Genomic DNA, 18250 nt, shown 5'->3' on the forward strand with positions numbered 1-18250 from the left:
GCGGTGTCTGTGCCGCCATTGCCATCGCTGATCGTATAGGTGAACTGGTCAGTGCCCGCAAAACCGGTAGTCGGCGTGTAGGTGAAGGTGCCGTCCTGGTTTACCGTGACAGTACCATTGAGCGGATCGGTATTGCCGATCACGGTGAGATCATCACCATCGGGGTCACTGTCATTGGCAAGCAGATCGCCTTCAATCGGCTGGTTGAAATTGCCCGAGAAGGCATCATTCACAGCATCCGGCGGGCTGTTGGGTGCCGCGCCGACTGTTAGGGTAACTGTGGCGGTATCAGTGCCGCCATTGCCATCTGTCACTGTGTAAGTGAACTGGTCGGTGCCGGTGAAATCCGGGTTCGGTGTATAGGTAAAGGTGCCGTCCTGGTTTACCGTGACAGTGCCATTGGACGGATCGGTGTTGGAGATCACACAGATCTTGTCCTTGTCCGGGTCCATGTCATTGTCGAGCACGTTGCCAGTGATGTCCGCGTTGAATTCGACTTCATACATGTCATCCGCCGCAATCGGGTCGGCATTTGTCAGCATGTTAAAGTTTTGCGGGACCGCCTCGCCGAAATTCAACCCTGAATTCACATCGCGCGAGGTCATCGTGAAGGTGATCGCGTTAGTGTCATCATAGAGCACCAGAAACTGGCTCTCGAGCAGGTCAGGGTCGATATTGTCGACAGTTCCGGACCCTGTGACAGAAGAGCCACCATCGAAATTCACATCAACATTCGAATTGTCGCTGACCCCGACATTCAACAGGTTGGGGTCATTGATCGTGATAACCTCGGCGCCTTGGTTCTTGTCCAGATCGGCAAAGACAAGGGCCGGATGCAGGTTGACAGGCGTACCTGTCGCCTGATCGAAAAACTCCAGCCGGAAGGTGGCGGTTTCGCCGCCCACATTCGGGTTGTTATTGCCGTTCAGCAGGATTTCGGCCTCGTCACCGAATGCCAGATCAACCTTCAGATGCTCGTTTGATTTTTCGACCAGAACCAGCCGTGCCGAGACAACTGTTCCATCTTCCAGCGTGGCCGCGTTGCGGTAAATGACTGAATCGCCAGCAGTCGCATTGTCGTTGCCGACCCCGATGCTGCCATCCTCAGCCTCAGAAAACTTCAGCGAAATGGCGTCAAAGGCTTCAGGGTTGAAGCCGCCCTTCGGGCAATCCGGGTTGGGATCTTCGGCCACTGTCAGCGTGACTGTGGCCGTGTCGGTGCCACCATTGCCGTCGCTGATTGTATAAGTGAATTGGTCGGTGCCAGAAAAGCCGGTATTCGGCGTGTAGGAAAAAGTACCATCCGGGTTCACCGTGACAGTGCCATTGGCCGGATCGGTGTTGGAGGTCACGCAAATCGTGTCTTTGTCCGGGTCCGTATCATTGTCGAGCACGTTGCCGGTGATGACCGCGTCGAATTCACCTTCATACGTATCATCCGCCGCAATCGGGTCGGCATTCGTCAGCATGTTGAAGTTTTCCGGAACCGCCTCACCGAAATTCAACCCGGAATTCACATGACGAGAGGTCATCGTGAAGGTGATTTCGCTGGTGTCATCATACAGCACCAGAAACTGGCTCTCGAGCAGATTGGGGTCGATATTGTCGGCAGTCCCGGACCCTGTGACAGAGGATCCGCCATCGAAGTTCACATTGACATTGGAGTTGTCGCTGACGCCCACGTTCAAAAGATTGGGGTCATTGATCGTGATAACCTCGGCGCCTTGGTTCTTGTCCAGATCGGCAAAGACAAGGGCCGGGTTCAGCGAGACCGGCGCGCCAGTTTCCTGGTCAAAGAATTCCAGCCGGAATGTCGCCGTTTCCCCGCCCATATGCGCGTTGTTGTTGGCATTCAGAACGATTTCGTAATCGTCGGAGAAGGCCAGATTGACCTCTAGATGCTTGTTGGATTTTTCGACCAGAACAAGGCGTGCGGAAACAACAGTTCCGTCCTCCAGCGTGGCCGCATTGCGATAGATGACCGAGTCGCCTGAAGAGGCATTGGTCGCGCTGACCTTGATGCTGTCATTCACGGCATCGGAGTAATTCAACGAGATCGCGTCGAACTTCGCTGCGTTGAACCCGCCTTTCGGGCAATCTTCATCATCAGGTGTCTGGTCTGTGTCGTCACCGTCATTATCGTCGTCTGCCACATGGGGGTCTTCGTCAACGGTAATTGTCACTTTTGCGGTGCCATAGCCGCCTTTGCCGTCGCTGATCTTGTATGTGAATGTGTCGGTTCCGGAGAACCCGTCATTGGGGGTGTAGGTGAAATTGCCGTCAGAGAACATCTTGACGGTACCATTTTTTGGCTGGGTCACGGAAACGACGGAAAGCTTGTCGCCATCCTTGTCGGTGTCATTGGCAAGAACGTTACCTTTCACGGGCTCGTTGAAGTCGCCTGAGAATGCATCATCGTTGGCATTGGGGGCGTTGTTCCACACTTTCTTCCAAAGCAATCCGCTTTTTTTCCAAGTCCAGTTACCTGATGTCATCTCACTATCCTTTCCCACACCCACAGCGCCTTGCGCGTGATTACACTTATGTTGGCGACACAAGTTGCCGCTTGCCGCTCAAGCAGCCTGTTCTTTGTTTCATCGCCGCGAATTCGATTAACGCGGCCGTATATTGCATTGTCTGTAACGCGCGTAATGCTGGACCTGTTCAATGATCCACATTGCGAGTGCCATTCCTGATTAACGAAATGGCACAGTCTTCTGACTGCGATGATCAAGCTTTTGCACTCGACCGCGTCTGAATGGTTATCGCTGGAAAGGTGGAAGACCCTATGTGCGCAATTGCATTAAACAACCTTGTTATAGACAATTTTCATGTATCCTGTTCGATCATCTTCATAATTTTTCTAAATATTTCAAGCGGACTGGCATGAAACGAGCATTGATGATGCGTTTTGCATCGCTTATTGTTTCGACATTGAGGCTTAATATCTTATTTGGGCAAAATTGTGTCGCATGGCGACAAAAGTCGATCAATCTTCTTCGTTTGAACCAAGCAGGCTCACGAAAGATAGAGGCAATCGACGAATCGTTAACGAATACTCCTTTTGATTGACTTAATTAGAGAAAAATAAACTATGGGTTGTGGGGCGGCTTTTAAATCCGGCTCCCAACGCTACTTATTGAAGCCAGGAAAAGTTTCAGAAAACTTTTGCCAAGCCCGATAAAACTGAAAAGTCTGGTGTTTAAGGGATCTGCGCGATGTGGTGGTCGGCTCAGGTCACGCCAAGGTTTCGACCAGCCGCGCTTCCAGTGTGGCTACGTCAGGCAACACCTGAAAGAACTCTCGCAGGCTTGCATCGGCAAAGCCTTGTTCGATGATATGATCAATCAGATTGGCAAGTGGTGCCCAATATCCGGCGGTGTTCAGCAGATAGATTGGTTTCACATGCAGGCCCAGTTGCCGCCAGGTCAGCACCTCGAAGAACTCATCGAGTGAACCGGCACCGCCGGGCAGGACGACGATTGCATCTGAATTGGTGAACATCACCTTCTTGCGTTCATGCATGGTTTCGGTGACGACCAGCATTCCCAGATCGCGCTTGCCAACTTCGGCCTGCATCAGATGTGTAGGAATGACCCCCATCGTTGCCGCCCCTGCGCCCTGTGCCGCGCGCGCGACCTCGCCCATGATGCCGATATCCCCGGCACCGTAAACAAGCCGCCAGCCATGCCGGGCCATCATCTTGCCAACTTCGCGGGCATCCAAAGCAAATCGTGGGTCGGTGCCAGCCCGTGATCCACAAAAGACACATAGTGAACGGGTCTGATCTGACATCTGGAACAATTGTTCTCCTGAATTGCTTTACTATCGGTTACCTAGATTGCTACAGTCTTGCAAGTGCAAGTCGGTTGCGTGGTTTCAAGGGGCGCGCGATGTTAAGATTTCTTCCAAAAGATACGCTTGCGCAATGGCTTGTCGGCTCGGTTGCGGTGGTCGGTGCGGCCAGTGTGGCCTATCTGCTGATCTTTCCGTCGAATGACGCGCCGACTGAACGCGCCGCGCCCAGCGTCATGATGGGAGAGCCAGCGGGACTTGACCTGCCGTCTGATGACACGGGGCCAGACCTGCAAGCCGCGTTGATGGCCCCGGCGATAGAGCAGCCCCCAAGTTTCGATCTGGTGCGCGTGACCGACCTTGGCGATGTGCTCATTGCAGGCCAAGCGCCTGCAAGCAGTGCCGTGACCGTCTTGATCGATGAAGAACCTGTTGCCCAGACCGTCAGCACAGCGGCTGGGGAATTCGTGCTGATGTTCGAGGTGCAGCCCAGCGTCGCGCCGCGCGTGCTGGAACTGGAGGTCCGCTTGGCGAGTGGGGACAGGCTGCGTTCAGTTGATACGCTGATGCTTGCACCGCGCAGCGACCGCCTGGTTGCAGAGGCAGAGGCGCTTCAGACCGCACGCGCAGTGGAAGTTGACCCGCTGTTTCCCGAAGCGTCCGAACCCGCGCCTGCGCCGGTTATATCTGCGCCGCAAATCGCGGGCGCAACCCAGCCCGATGCCGCAGAAGGGCAATCCCGCACAGAATTGTCTGACTCCACAGGAACGGGCGCACCGCTTGCAGTTCTCATGCGCGCGGATGGCAGCGTTCAGCTTCTGGGGGAGGCGGGCGCCCTGGAAACACAGCCGTCATCTGGCAGCAATGTCAGCATTGACGCTGTAACCTATGATTCTGGCGGCGATGTTGCGCTGAGCGGTCGCACCCGCGTAGGGGCTGCGGATATTCAGATTTATCTGGACAATCAGCCGATCCTGCGCGCGCGCGCCAGCTCTGACGGAAATTGGCAGGCACAGCTTCAGGGCATAGAGCGTGGTGTCTATCGTCTGCGCGTGGATGAATTGGATGATGCCGCGCAGGTCACATCCCGCGCAGAGATCCCCTTTGAACGTGTCGTCCCTGAAATCGCGCGCGAAGCCGCTGGCCCGCAGGCGCTGATCGTGCAACCGGGCAACACTCTTTGGGCCATGTCGCAGGAGCAATTTGGCGACGGCGCGCGCTATATGCGCATTTTCGATGCCAATCGCGACCAGATCCGTAACCCGGATTTGATCTATCCGGGGCAGGTCTTCGTTCTGCCGCAAGATGCGGACGAAGGCGGGCGCGACTAGGCAAGGGTTGCCATGGGGCAACCTGTGCCCTGTTTTCATTACCGAAAGCTTGACCCCCGTGATTTTATGCCCAATTCTTGGGCATGCAGGGACGGCCTTGCAAACCTATCTTCAGCACCAGGACGACCTGGTCCGACAGGAGGATCAGATGCCCTGGATTTATCTTGCAATCGCTGGTGTGTTGGAGGTGGTTTGGGCCTTCGCGATGAAACAATCAATGGGTTTCACGCGGCTGGTGCCAACCATGGTCATGGGGGTGTCGATGTTGGGCAGTTTCGCGCTGCTGGCCATTGCGATGAAAACCCTGCCACTGGGCACGGCCTATACGGTCTGGACCGGAATCGGCGCGGTCGGGGCCTTTACTGTCGGCATTATGGCGCTGGGCGAAGCGGTGACACCCATGCGCGTGGCAGCGGCGGCGATGATCGTGGGCGGCCTTGTGTTGATGAAGCTGTCAGGCACGGGCGAGACCTGACAGGGGCGCTCTGGTCTTTTCGCGGGCGCGGGCCTAGATAGCACGGGCATACAGAAGAAAGCCCGATATGACTGCGACTGACCAGACTTCTACAGCGCAAGACACCCAATCTGTTCCAACGGCATCGCAGGAACGCGCAAGCGGATTGCGCACGATAAAGCGTGTTATCCCGTATCTATGGCCCGCAAATGCCGCATGGGCGCGCAAGCGCGTTGTCCTTGCCCTGTTGATGCTGGTTCTGGCCAAACTGGTCGCGGTCGGAACCCCGTTTTTCTACAAGGGCGCGGTCGATGCGCTTGCGGGCGAGGGGGCCGCGTGGTTTCTGGCCGTGGGCGCGATCGGGCTGACTGTGGCCTATGGTGTCGCAAGGCTGATGGAGGTGGGCTTTCAGGAATTGCGCAATATCCTGTTCACCCGTGTAGGCCAGCGCGCCTTGCGTCAACTGGCGCTGGAGACATTTCAGCACATCCACCGGCTGAGCCTGCGCTATCACATCACCCGTAAGACCGGCGGGCTAAGCCGGATTATCGAGCGTGGCGTGAAAGGCGTGGATTTCCTACTGCGCTTCCTTTTGTTCTCGATCTTTCCGCTGATGCTGCAACTGTTGATGATTGCGGTCATCTTCTTCTGGCTGTTTGATGTGTGGTATCTGGTCACGGTGGTGGTGACGATCAGCCTGTATGTCTGGTTCACCTTCCGGGTGACCGAATGGCGCGTCACCCAACGCCGGATCATGAACCAGCAAGATACCGATGCCAACCAAAAGGCCATCGACAGCCTGTTGAATTTCGAGACGGTCAAGTATTTCAATGCCGAAGCGATGGAGGCCAGCCGCTATGACGGGGCGATGGCGCGCTATGAAGAAGCCGCTGTCAAGACGAACTATTCGTTGGCATTCCTGAATTTCGGACAGGCATTCCTGATCACCTCGGGGCTGGTGACGGTCATGGTGCTGGCCGCGATTGGCGTGCAACGTGGCGATCTGACTGTGGGCGATTTCGTCATGGTCAACGCCTATATGATCCAGATTACCATGCCGCTGAATTTTCTGGGAACTGTGTACCGCGAAATCCGGCAGGCGCTGGTCGATATGGCCGAAATGTTCGACCTGTTGGACCAGCCGCCAGATGTCAGCGACGCGCCGGATGCAGCCGATTTGACAGTCGGCAAGGGCGAGGTCTGTTTCGAGCAGGTAGAATTCGGTTATGACGCGGCCCGCCCAATTCTGAAAGGGATCAACCTGACAGTAGCAGGGGGCGAGACAGTGGCCATTGTCGGCCCGTCCGGGTCCGGCAAATCAACAATCGGGCGACTGCTGTTTCGCTTCTATGACGTGACGGGCGGCGCAATCAGGATAGATGGGCAGGATTTGCGAGAGGTGACGCAATCCAGCCTGCATGGGGCAATCGGCGTGGTCCCGCAGGATACAGTGCTGTTCAATGACACGATTGCCTATAACATCGCCTATGGGCGCGAAGGGGCAAGCCGCGAAGAGATCGAAGCTGCGGCAAAGGCCGCGCGGATACATGACTTTATCCTCTCGCTGCCTGAAGGTTATGACACAGCCGTGGGCGAACGTGGCCTGAAACTGTCAGGCGGTGAAAAGCAGCGCGTGGGCATTGCACGGACCTTGCTGAAAAACCCGCCCATCCTGCTGCTGGACGAAGCGACCAGCGCGCTTGACACGCAGACCGAGCAGAGCATTCAGGACAGCTTACGCCAGATGGGAAAAGGCCGCACGGTTCTGACGATTGCGCACAGATTGTCCACCGTCGTGGATGCGGACCGCATCATTGTGCTGGAGGACGGGCATATCGTAGAAGAAGGGTCGCATGATGGGCTGCTGGCGCAGAACGGGCGCTATGCGGCCATGTGGGCACGCCAGAGCGTTGAGGTGGAATGACACCGGCACGGCAAAACGCCCTGCCTTTGGCACCCCCATATATATGGGCGGTGGTGGCAGATGTGGCACATAGCGGGGTGCGCGCGGCAGGGCGTGCCCGGCTGCGCGGGCGGGCCATGTGTGTGGGGGCGCGCCATGCAATCCTATGATGTCATTATCTTTGGCGCAGGGGCCGCAGGCATGTTCTGCGCTATCGAGGCCGGGCGGCGGGGCCGCCGCGTCGCGCTGATTGACCATGCAAAAGCGCCGGGTGAAAAAATCCGCATCTCTGGCGGGGGTAGGTGCAATTTCACCAATCTGGATATCCGCCCCGAACGCTTTCTGTCCCAAAACCCGCGCTTTGCCCGATCTGCATTGTCGCGCTACACCCAGCATGATTTCATCGCGCGGGTCGATGCGGCCGGAATCGCATGGCATGAAAAGGCGCTGGGCCAGTTGTTCTGCGACGGCTCTGCGCGCGAGATCATCGCCATGCTGTGCAAGGATATGGCAGAGGTCGGGGTAGAACTGAAGCTTGCGACCCGCATCGAAGATGTCCAGCATTCTGATGGCTTCACGGTCCGGACAAGCGCCGGGGAATTGCATGCGCCCAAGCTGGTGGTTGCAACAGGTGGCAAATCAATTCCCAAGATGGGGGCGAGTGGGCTGGGCTATCAGCTTGCCACCCGCTTTGGGATGGACCTGACAGAAACGCGCCCTGCACTGGTCCCGCTGACATTTACCTCTGAGCAACTTGATGAGATGAAACCGCTGGCAGGTCTGTCTGTCTCAGCCAGCGTATGTTGCGGGACTATCGCTTTTCGAGAAGGGTTGCTGTTCACGCATCGGGGTTTGTCCGGTCCATCAATCCTTCAGATTTCAAGCTATTGGCGCGAGGGAGAAGCCATCGATATCAACCTTGCGCCAGATGTTGATATCGCAGCCGCCTTGGCTGCTGAAAAACAACAACGCGGCAAACAAAGCGTTTCCGTGGCGCTGAGTGCCCATTTGCCCGAAAAGCTTGCGCGTCAGATCGTGGCGCGTTCCGGGCTGGTCGGGAATCTGGCTGATCAGCCAAAGGCAAGGTTGCAGGCGCTGGCGCGGGATGTTTCCGCCTGGCGTGTGCGCCCTGTCGGCACCGAGGGGTACAGGACTGCTGAAGTCACGCTGGGTGGCGTTGACACGCGCGGCCTCGATTCCCGAACAATGGAAAGCCGCAGCTTGCCCGGATTGCACTTCATCGGCGAGGTTGTCGATGTCACGGGCTGGCTGGGAGGTTATAACTTCCAATGGGCATGGTCATCGGGCTGGGTCGCCGGACAGGCCGTCTGAGAGCATTGCGGACGGTGCATATGGCGCCAACTGCGGGGCCAAGGTGCAAAGTGCCGCTGCGCATCGCTGGGCCGCGCCTTCGGCGCAACCTTCCTATGGTGCGCGGCGCAAGACCAGTACAGCATTCAGCCCGCCAAAGGCAAAAGCATTTGACATGGCGACATCGACACTCGCCTCTCGCGCCGAATTTGGCACGACATCCAGCCCGATCTCGGGGTCGGGTTCATTGAAGTTGGCGGTCGGCGGGATAACCCCTTCGCGAAGCGCCATCAGACAGCCCAACAGTTCAACAGCGCTTGTGCCGCCGATCATATGCCCATGCATTGATTTCGTCGAAGAAACAGGCACCGCATCAGCATGAGCCCCCATGACGATACGCAACGCCTCGGCCTCGGTCCGGTCATTCGCGGCCGTGCCTGTGCCATGCGCATTCACATAATCAACCCGGTTAGGGGCAAGTGCCGCGTCGGCAAGGGCCGCGCGCATGGCGCGCACTGGCCCGTCACGGTCGGGCATGACGATATCGCCTGCATCCGAACTCATGCCAAACCCGACAACTTCGGCCAGTATCTCGGCCCCGCGCGCGCGGGCGTGCTCGTAATCTTCAAACACGAAAACCGCGCCACCCTCGCCCTGCACCATCCCGGAACGATCGCGCGAGAACGGGCGGCAGGTGTCGCGCGACATGACGCGCAACCCCTCCCAGGCTTTTATCCCGCCGAAACACAGCATCGCTTCTGATCCGCCGGTCAGCATGACATCCGCGCCACCGCCGCGGACCATGTGAAACGCCTGCCCCATCGCATGATTGGCCGATGCGCAGGCGGTCGAAACCGTATAGCCCGGCCCCTTCAACCCGAATTCCATCGACACATGCGACGCCGCCGCATTGTGCATCAGGCGCGGGACAACAAATGGGTGTACGCGGTCTTTGCCATCGGCATAAACTGCGCGGTAATTGTCATCGACCGTTGTGTTGCCGCCACCAGCCGTGCCCAGAATAACCCCTGCACGCAGTGCCAGAGCTTCATCAATCACCAATCCGGACTGCGCCATTGCCTGACGTGCCGAAACAAGGGCAATCTGGGTGAATCTATCGAGCAGGGAAAGCGCGTTGCGCGCGAAATGTTGTTCGGGGGCAAATCCCCGAATCTCGGCACCGATCTTGATGTGGAGGCGCTCTACATCGCGGCAGGTTAGTGGGCCAATGGCACATTGGCCTTGTTGCATTGCTGAAAATGTCGAGCGCACGTCTGCGCCCAGCGGGTTCAGTGTCCCCGCTCCAGTAATGACAACACGCCTCATGCCGCCTGTCGGGCTACCAGCTTTTCAACCTCGGCAATGATTGCGCCGACCGAAGAAATGTCGAATCCCGGCTGCTCTGGCGTATTGGCATTGAACGGCACCGAGATGCCAAAGGCTTCTTCAATACCAAAAATGCACTCGACCAGACCCAGACTGTCGATCCCCAGATCAGCCAAACGGCTGTCATCTGTTATATCGGACGGCTCCATCATTGCCTGTTCGGCAATGATCTCCGTGACACGGGCTGCGATAAAATCAGTTTCCTGCATGACGTCGAGTCCCATTGGACACACTCCAGACCAGTTTGGTGCGTCCTGTATTCCGCAAGACTGTAACAGTTTCGTAACACGGGGCAACTCAATTTCTTGCGGGTGCGGCAATGATGCAGTCCTGCGTCCGTTGCCGCATACCGTCAGATTCGCAGGCCGTTTTCGACCGCCCCCGCCCGCGACAATGCGTCATAGATCTTTGCATCGCGACCATACATGTCATTGCGGAAGTTCAGCGCGCCTCGCACATCGGTAAAGGCGGTGCGATAGACCAGATGCACCTGAACGGGATCATCAAGGTAGACACGGGTCTGCTGGCCCGTATTCAGCACCGAATGATACAGGCCGCGCGGATCATCTGTCTGGCGTGACAACAATTCATATGCAAAATCACGCGGATCGTTCAGCCGCACACAGCCAGAGGAATGCGTGCGCACAGTTGTGTTGAACAAATGCCGCTCGGGGCTGTCATGCAGATAGATCGCGTAAGGGTTGGGGAACATGAACTTCACCTCGCCCAGTGCATTCGTCGGGCCGGGTGGCTGGCGTACATTGAAGGGAAAGTTGGCAGGTGTGTAGCGCGAGAAGTCGATCGCATTGCGCGGCACAACCCGTCCGCGCGCATCCACGATCTGCAGGTGCCGCGCCCCGCCAGACGCCAGCGCACCCCAATATGATCGCGCCACGATCGAGCGCGGCAATGTCCAGTCAGGGTTGATTTCCAGATAGGTCATCCGATCGGAAAACTCTGGCGTCTGCCGGTCTGCCGCTTGTGCACCGACGACTGAAACCGTCTCGAATGTCACTTGATCCTGATCAACGATCTGGCTGGTAAAGTCGGTCAGGTTCACCCAGATATGCCGCTCTCCACGGGGGATATTCAGCCAGCGCTCGCGTTCCATCGCAACAATAACGGATTTCAGCCGCTCCTCAGGCGGGGTGTTGATCGCGCGCAATGTCGCGGCACCGACGATACCATCTGCCTCGATCCCGTGGCGCAACTGGAATTCCAGAACCGCCGCTTGCAGCGTGGCGTCATAACTCGCCGTGGCAGAGCGTTCCAGATAGCCCATCGCGATCAGCCGGTTGCGCAACGCCACGACCGCCTCGCCAGAGGTTCCCGGTGTGAACCGCGCGTCAGGCACGCGGGGGCCCCAACCGCCAGATGCGATCACGCGTTCCAGATCCTGACGTGCGCGAAACAGGCGGGCATATTCGGGCGCTGCCGGGGCAAGGTTGCGGATAAAGGCCGCAGGGGGGCTTTGCGAAAACTCGCGCAGCAATTCTTCAGGGTCAGGGCGCGGCAAGACGCGGACAATGCTGCGATCAACGGACCTCGGGTCCAGAACGCCGCTGCTGAGGTCGCGGGCGAATTGCAAGAACACCTTGGTGACCTTGGCTTCAAGATGCGCGCGGTCCTGCTCTGTTTCGACCGCTTCGAATGCGGCGATCAGTCCGGGCACGTCATAGCGCGCACTTGGCAAGCCATGTTCCGGCGCGCGCGTCAATGCGTTCAACAGCGCCTCGCGGCGCGGCGCGTGCTCGGCTTCGGTCCAAAGGGGGGCATAGTCGGTATCACGATAAAAGGCCGATACTTTCGGGTCAGCAGCCACGCTCTCGGCCAGCGCCTGCCTGAAAGCCGGGAATTGCTGGGCCGAAACAGAAGGTGGAAATCCAACTGCAATGACAAGCGCCACCGCCGCAAACAGATTCTTGAGCGCATACGCGCGCCAACCCACGGAATCATCTATCATAAAACCACCTTTTTTCAGCACCGACTCACAGTTGGGCAAATAACCGCCCATCAGGTCCAGTCACAAGACTGCGATCAATATAATCTGTCAACCGGGTGTTGCCTTGAGGTTTTGGAAACCGGTTTTCGCTACAATAGCGGGCATGCAAACCAATCAATCACCCCCAGTATCCGCTTGTCAGAGCTACGAAACCGGCGAAATTCCGCTTGTTTGCCCAATTTGTCGGGAACCAACCTCAAAATCGGGTTGGGGACGACCGTCAAATGTGGCACCAATATGCCGCACGTATGCTCAAGCAGCGAAAAATAAGACTGTTCTTGCGGCTAAGCTGGCAAGAATTCAAGAAAAAGGGACAGATCGCTTCATGCAGGATGCAAGCAGACCGAACCTGACACGCCGTTCAATCTTGGGTGCTTTCGCCGCGACCGCGGTTACAGCAGCTCCGTTCTTTCCCGGAGTGACGGCCTACGCGCGTGGCGCTGGCGACATTCGCAGATTGCATTTCTATTCTGGCCGGACAGGGGAAAGCATGAATGTCATCTATTGGATAGATGGCAATTACATCCCGGAATCCTTGGGTGAAATCAACCACTTCTTCCGTGACTGGCGCAACAATGCCGTGCACAATATCGACGTGCGGACCGTGGATTTTCTGGCCGCCGCACATAACATGCTGCGCGTGAATGAACCCTATATGCTGCTATCGGGCTACCGCTCTCCTCAGACGAACGCGATGCTGCGTGCGCGGTCCAATAATGTGGCGCAAAACTCGCTGCATCTGCGCGGACAAGCGGCGGATGTCAGGCTTCGCTCACGCTCGGTGCGCCAGATCGCGCAAGCGGCACAGGCCTGCAACGCGGGCGGTGTCGGCCGCTATTCACGGTCTGATTTTGTGCATTTCGACTGCGGCGCCGTCCGCAGCTGGGGGTCGTGACCCGCTTTCCCGCAATGAATGATTCGGATGAGCATTCAAGCAAGACACGCTGACGTGTCTTGCCGCTTTTTGCGTACTACCGTACCAGAATCAGGGTTGCACGTGGCATGCGCCATTGAGGCAGACCACATCGCACCGTGGAGACATGTAAAACTTTGAAAATCGGCATTTGCGTCTCAATTTGAACGAAATCTGCGCATATTGCTTCTGTAATATGTGTGGAAATACAAGCTTATCGGTAAATGTCCCATCATCTGGGCGAGGCTGTTGAGAATGCTGGAATTCGAGAATGTAAGCAAATCCTACTGGACGGGCACCCAACGCAAGGTCATCCTCGAAAGCGCCAGCTTCACTGTCCGGCGTGGGATGAATCTGGGCATTCTTGCCAAAAATGGCACCGGTAAAACCACTGTCATCAATATGATGGCAGGACTGGAGAAGCCCGATATGGGCAGAATCGAACGCAATTGCAGTGTGTCCTTCCCCCTTGGTTTCATGGGGGGGCTTGAATCAAAGCATACCGGGACTGAAAACGTGCGCTATATTGCAGCGCTGTACAGTCTTGATCAGGATGAAGTTGAAGCGTTTTGTCGCTGGCTCTGCGATATTGGCGAATATTTCGATATGCCTATCGGCACTTACAGCACAGGGATGCGCGCGCGCCTGTCGCTTGCGCTGATGCTGGCCATGAATTTTGACATGTACCTTATTGATGAAGGCATGCCATCTACAACCGATGTTGCCTTCAACCGACGCGCTGGCGCAATCATGCGCGAACGATTTCAATATGCGACGCTCGTAATTGTGTCGCATGATATGGAAATATTATCGAAATTCTGCAATTCTGCAGCCGTAATGCATGACGGAAAATTATACTTTTTCGATACTTTGCAGGAAGCCAAGGCACTGTATGACTACACAAGCTAAACCCCAACGTTTCCGGCTGCGGCGCCAGACGCCTGCAACGACGGCGGATGCCCCATCTTCGCGCGACGATGTCAGTGCCGCGTCGGAAAAGGCGGCTCTGGGCATTCAAGAAAGTGCACCTGCGCAAACCCACGATTCGGCTGTGAAACCGGCCAGCAACACAGCGCAATCTGCCGCCACCGCACCAGTTGTGGTCAGCAAGCGGCCTCTCAGCCCGCAAACCACTGCGGCACCGCCGCGACCCGAGGCTGAAGAACACGCCACTTCGCAACAGAAAGCTGCCGAAACGCCCCACATGGCGGATCATGAAGGCAGCCCCAAGACACTGAACAGTATCGACGCGATTCGCGCCGAAGGGTTGACCGCGCGGCAACTGCGCATGGCGATGCGTGTTGCGCAAAAGCACGGAATTCGCCCCACTTCAGCATTTGAAGCGGTCTTGATGTTGCGCCAACGCGGCATCGACCCGTTCGCACGTTCGACGATGCTGGACCTGATCCAATCAGAACCCCCTGAACCCGGGCGCGAGGTTGCACTTCCGGCGCAGACCGCACCACAGGTCAGGACAGCACCCGGCACACCTGCACCTGCGAATCCGGTTGCCGATGCGCAAGATCGCATGGCCCAGATCGCCGCCGAACGCGAGAAAGAGTTGAAACGCGTTCAGCGCGACATCGCCAAGCGCCGCCGCAAACGGCTGGCGCTACTAGGTGCGCGCCTGCTGGTCTTCGTGACCCTGCCTACCTTCATTGTCAGCTGGTATTTCTACGTCCTTGCAACACCAATGTATGCGACCGAAAGCCAGTTCATCATTCAGCAAGCCGATGCTCAGGCCGGTATGAATGGTATGGCGGGAATGCTTCCCTCAGCCGCCGGGATGGGCTTGGGTGGCCAGAGTGAGGCCGCATCTGTGCAAAGCTTCCTGCAATCGCGGGCTGCGATGCTGCGCCTTGATATGGAAGAAGGTTTCAGAGAGCATTTCAGTCAGGACAATATCGACTTCATCCGCCGCTTGCCCAGCCCTGCCACAGATGAGGCAACGTTCAAGGCCTATAAGCGGCACGTGAAGATCGGCTATGACCCGACAGAAGGCGTTGTTCGCATGGAGGTGATTGCCGCCTCGCCAGAGGATAGCGAACGCTTCGCGCGCGCGCTGATCCGCTTTGCAGAAGAACATATCGACATGATGACGCAACGTCTGCGCGACAGCCAGATGCGCGAGGCACAAGAGAATCTGGACGATGCGCAACAAAAGCTGATCGAAGCGCGTCTTGCCTCTGTCGAGTTGCAGGAACAATTCAGCATCATGTCAGGCGAGGTCGAGCTGAACCTGTTGTCGCAGCAGATAGGCGCGCTGGAAACGGAACTGACACAAACCAGACTGAGCTTGCAGGAATTGCGCTCAAACGTGCGGCCAAACCCCGCACGACTACAACCATTGGAGCGGCGCGAAGCCGCGTTGCGCGAACAGATAGAACAATTGCGCGGCTCGATGACGGTGGATTCAGCGGATGGCGCATCTTTGGCGCGCACACAAAGCCAGTTGATCATGGCCGAGGCCGAGATTCAGACCCGAGAGATGATGCGCGCGCAGGCCATGCAGCAAATGGAATCCGCCCGGGTCGAGGTCAGCCGTCAGGTTCGGTATCTGGCCTTGTCAGTTGAACCCGTTGCATCGGATGAATCGACCTATCCGCGCAAGCTGGAATACTCATCGCTTGCCTTCCTCATCTTCCTTGGGATCTATCTTTTTGTCTCGATGACGGGGTCCGTATTGCGAGAGCAGATTTCCGGCTAGGTGCCGCGCTCGAACAACTTATGAGCGGTTATTGCGGAGTGCCGATCCACCCTTTGCAAAAGGGGCTGGTGTTCGCCACCTGATGAAAGGTCGCCGCGCTTTATGTGATGCTTTCGTGAGGGGCGGCTCTGCGGGACTTTGCAGACATACCGAGGCCGGGTGCACAGCCGCGTAGCGTCGGGCCGCGGTGCGGCGATCCAAGGTTTACTCTTTAGCGCTTTATGCTGGCCAAGTCCCTGAAAGATCAAATCGTTGCGCAGGTGGCAGCCAAATCGCCGTGCCGTGGGGGCGGCCCGGCGATGCGCGGCGGCCTATGACCTTGACTCCGCGCAGCTGAACGGCGACCCGATCCCGCTTCGCGGAGCTTCATCCACCCTTTGGAATGTGAAGCGCTGCCATGCGATGAGTCTGTTTTCCTGACGGAAAATGATCAGCGTCCGCCTGCAACCTTGCGCAGGGGCGGCATGTCCTCAACGGGATCGCTCATTGTCTGCACGGTGTTGCGCAGATCATTGAGCAGGTCCAGAAGCGTATCCAGCCGCTCTGGCCCAAACGCATCGGCCAGTTGTTTGTAGCTGGGCTCGGATTCCTGCACCACATCTTCGAAAAGGGCGCGCCCTTCATCTGTCAAACGGACCATATGTCGGCGGGCATCGTTGCAATCGACCTGCGCAATAAAACCGCGCTGGGTCAGGCAGCGAAATATGCGCGTCAGCGATGGTGGCAAGATCACGCAGCGTTCGGCCAGCGTCTTGGCATCCAGCGCATCCGCTTCGGCCAATGCACGCAACACTCGCCATTGCGGCATGGTCAGATCATGGCTTTCGATAAAAGGTTTGAACAGCCGCGTTGTCGCTTCTCTGGCGCGCAACAGGGCTATGGGCAAGGATTTCTCGAATTTGCGCAGTTCGCTATTCCGGATTCTGGGCATTCGCTTCCCTTTTTGCATTTGTAAGACAATACAAATTTTACGCGTATTTTCAAATGAAAATTTTTTTGCGGCTGCGGCATATTGGCGCGCGGTGGCTGGCCTCAGAAAATTTGGGCAAAGCCGCAGGGCAGCTTCTATTCGCCCTGTCGTTCCAGCGAAGGCTTGCATGCGCCGGAAGGATTGGGCAAGAGCATGGCCACACTCACGGAACCGAGCAGGGGCGACAAGATGAACGATATTTCAAACGATGCCTATAACGTAACAGCAGACGAGCTTCGCCAGTTCATTGAACGGTTTGAACACCTCGAAGCCGAGAAAAAGGACATCGCCGACCAGCAGAAAGAGGTTATGGCCGAAGCCAAGGGGCGCGGATATGACACCAAGGTTCTGCGCAAGATCATTGCATTGCGTAAGCGCAAGCCCGACGAGATTGCCGAGGAAGAGGCCGTGATGGACCTGTATAAGGCCGCGCTTGGCATGGAGTGATTGCGGGCTGGCAGCCTTTGGCCTTGATTCCGCGCTGGTGAAAGACCGCAACGCCCCCGATCCCGTCATCATGTATGTGGTGTCAGGCGGCGAAAGCTAGGGTTGAAGCAGGCGCACCCCCTCCATTGTGCGGATCAGTTCGATGTCATCTTCGTAGAGTTGCGAAATGACATCGATCTGCGTCTCGTCCCATCCGGTCAGGCTGAAATCAATCTCCAGTTTGTCCGGGTCACAGAATTTTTCCAGAAATGCGGAAATGACTTGCTGGCGGTGGGCTTCGTCAACCGGCGGCATGGCGTCCAGATAGGCGGCAAGCTTTTGTGCGCCGCCATCGATCATTGCGGTTTCGAACCAATCGAAACTGTTTTCGAATTCGGTTTCCGGCTCATACCCCGAAATCAGGCGCAGCAGACGGTGCCAGATGAAAGGCGTATCTTCGTCGCACCACAGGGTGATCGGGGCTTCGGGCCAGGTTTCGCGCATTTCGGCAATCAGGTGCGACCAGCGCAATTCAGCGCCTTTCAGGCCTTGCATCAATTCGGCGCGTTCACCCTCTTTCATGTCCTGCAACAAGGCGGGCACGAAAGAGGCCGGGTTGCGAATGGCCATAAATATCTCGACCTCATGGTCCTGTAGCAGCTTTCGGAACGCCGAGATGCGCGCCCGCGCGCCGGGGTAAAACATGTTCCCCTCAACGGCTTCGTGCTGCTTTGCCAAAAGTCCGGGCGCAGACAGAACAAGGCGCTGCGTGCTATCCGTCGCTTCGACCGAGGCGCGCAGCTTCTCGTCGAAATCCGGGATTTCCGCGCCCGTCACGACCTGACCGGCGGCACCGCGCATCAGGTTCAGGTAACTGCTTGCGCGCGGAACGAGAATACCAGCCGCCTCAAGCATGGGCTTATTCGCCCGCAAACATGTTCTCGCCTTTTTGTCATCGGTCAGATGAACGCCCAGGTGCATTGCTATTTTCATGGTGTTCTTGCCTTTTGACTTTGGCAGTTAATGACATGGTAATATGACCTGAATCAGAC

The 18250-nt window shown here is 57.1% G+C and carries 15 protein-coding genes; 8 read left to right on the forward strand and 7 right to left on the reverse strand.

The annotated features are described in order from the left end of the window. Window positions 1-2384, reverse strand: a 2384-nt coding sequence (locus EV660_RS00635; RefSeq protein ID WP_246028968.1) for a cadherin-like domain-containing protein, incomplete at its 3' end; no start/stop codon positions are given. An 853-nt stretch (window positions 2385-3237) separates the two neighbouring features. Continuing rightward, entirely contained in the window at window positions 3238-3795 is a 558-nt protein-coding gene (locus tag EV660_RS00640) for an LOG family protein (protein ID WP_071481837.1), read from the reverse strand. Between the two features lie 98 nt (window positions 3796-3893). Here EV660_RS00640 and EV660_RS00645 point away from each other — a divergent pair, with 98 nt between their 5' ends. The 4 genes from EV660_RS00645 to EV660_RS00660 all read left to right on the forward strand — a co-directional run bounded on the left by EV660_RS00645 (window position 3894) and on the right by EV660_RS00660 (window position 8815). After that, window positions 3894-5126: a LysM peptidoglycan-binding domain-containing protein gene (locus EV660_RS00645; RefSeq protein ID WP_100319214.1), complete on the forward strand. Its 1233-nt coding sequence runs from the start codon at window positions 3894-3896 to the stop codon at window positions 5124-5126. Window positions 5127-5274: 148 nt separating this feature from the next. Continuing rightward, window positions 5275-5601 carry a DMT family transporter gene (locus EV660_RS00650; RefSeq protein WP_071482352.1) on the forward strand — a complete coding sequence of 109 codons (327 nt, stop codon included), beginning with the start codon at window positions 5275-5277 and terminating at the stop codon, window positions 5599-5601. 67 nt (window positions 5602-5668) lie between these two features. Further along, complete coding sequence (locus EV660_RS00655; protein WP_084635050.1) at window positions 5669-7504, forward strand: ABCB family ABC transporter ATP-binding protein/permease; 1836 nt, start codon at window positions 5669-5671, stop codon at window positions 7502-7504. A gap of 135 nt (window positions 7505-7639) precedes the next feature. Continuing rightward, a complete protein-coding gene (locus EV660_RS00660) occupies window positions 7640-8815 on the forward strand; it encodes a BaiN/RdsA family NAD(P)/FAD-dependent oxidoreductase (RefSeq protein WP_071481834.1) in 1176 nt (391 codons plus the stop codon). Window positions 8816-8908: 93 nt separating this feature from the next. On the opposite strand, the gene EV660_RS00665 is transcribed toward EV660_RS00660, so the two are convergent. The 3 genes from EV660_RS00665 to EV660_RS00675 form a co-directional block, all read right to left on the reverse strand. Continuing rightward, window positions 8909-10120, reverse strand: a complete 1212-nt coding sequence (locus EV660_RS00665) for a beta-ketoacyl-[acyl-carrier-protein] synthase family protein (RefSeq protein ID WP_071481833.1) — start codon at window positions 10118-10120, stop codon at window positions 8909-8911. Next, a complete protein-coding gene (locus EV660_RS00670; RefSeq protein ID WP_232727319.1) occupies window positions 10117-10404 on the reverse strand; it encodes an acyl carrier protein in 288 nt (95 codons plus the stop codon). The genes EV660_RS00665 and EV660_RS00670 overlap by 4 nt, the downstream gene beginning before the upstream one ends. Window positions 10405-10532: 128 nt before the next feature. Continuing rightward, on the reverse strand, window positions 10533-12143 hold the full coding sequence (locus tag EV660_RS00675) for a L,D-transpeptidase family protein (RefSeq protein WP_071482351.1): 1611 nt from the start codon (window positions 12141-12143) through the stop codon (window positions 10533-10535). 364 nt (window positions 12144-12507) lie between these two features. Between EV660_RS00675 and mepK the strand changes: the two genes are divergently transcribed. From mepK to EV660_RS00690, 3 genes are all read left to right on the forward strand, one after another. Continuing rightward, window positions 12508-13077, forward strand: a complete 570-nt coding sequence (gene mepK / locus EV660_RS00680) for a peptidoglycan L,D-endopeptidase MepK (protein ID WP_071481831.1) — start codon at window positions 12508-12510, stop codon at window positions 13075-13077. A gap of 273 nt (window positions 13078-13350) precedes the next feature. Continuing rightward, window positions 13351-14004: an ABC transporter ATP-binding protein gene (locus tag EV660_RS00685; RefSeq protein WP_071481830.1), complete on the forward strand. Its 654-nt coding sequence runs from the start codon at window positions 13351-13353 to the stop codon at window positions 14002-14004. Further along, on the forward strand, window positions 13988-15802 hold the full coding sequence (locus tag EV660_RS00690; RefSeq protein WP_071481829.1) for a hypothetical protein: 1815 nt from the start codon (window positions 13988-13990) through the stop codon (window positions 15800-15802). Before EV660_RS00685 ends, EV660_RS00690 begins: the two co-directional genes overlap by 17 nt. Before the next feature lie 430 nt (window positions 15803-16232). Here the strand turns inward: EV660_RS00690 and hpaR are convergent, their stop codons facing one another. After that, the gene (gene hpaR / locus EV660_RS00695; RefSeq protein ID WP_157798960.1) at window positions 16233-16733 is read right to left on the reverse strand and encodes a homoprotocatechuate degradation operon regulator HpaR; all 501 of its coding nucleotides are present in this window, start codon (window positions 16731-16733) and stop codon (window positions 16233-16235) included. A 228-nt stretch (window positions 16734-16961) separates the two neighbouring features. Between hpaR and EV660_RS00700 the strand changes: the two genes are divergently transcribed. After that, window positions 16962-17219 carry a DUF2312 domain-containing protein gene (locus EV660_RS00700; RefSeq protein WP_071482350.1) on the forward strand — a complete coding sequence of 86 codons (258 nt, stop codon included), beginning with the start codon at window positions 16962-16964 and terminating at the stop codon, window positions 17217-17219. Between the two features lie 96 nt (window positions 17220-17315). Here EV660_RS00700 and EV660_RS00705 read toward each other — a convergent pair whose 3' ends face one another. Beyond that, a complete protein-coding gene (locus EV660_RS00705; protein ID WP_134013865.1) occupies window positions 17316-18113 on the reverse strand; it encodes a hypothetical protein in 798 nt (265 codons plus the stop codon). Between the last annotated feature and the right edge of the window lie 137 nt (window positions 18114-18250).

Source organism: Roseinatronobacter bogoriensis DSM 18756 (genome assembly GCF_004366635.1).
GTDB classification, from domain to species: Bacteria; Pseudomonadota; Alphaproteobacteria; order Rhodobacterales; family Rhodobacteraceae; genus Roseinatronobacter; species Roseinatronobacter bogoriensis.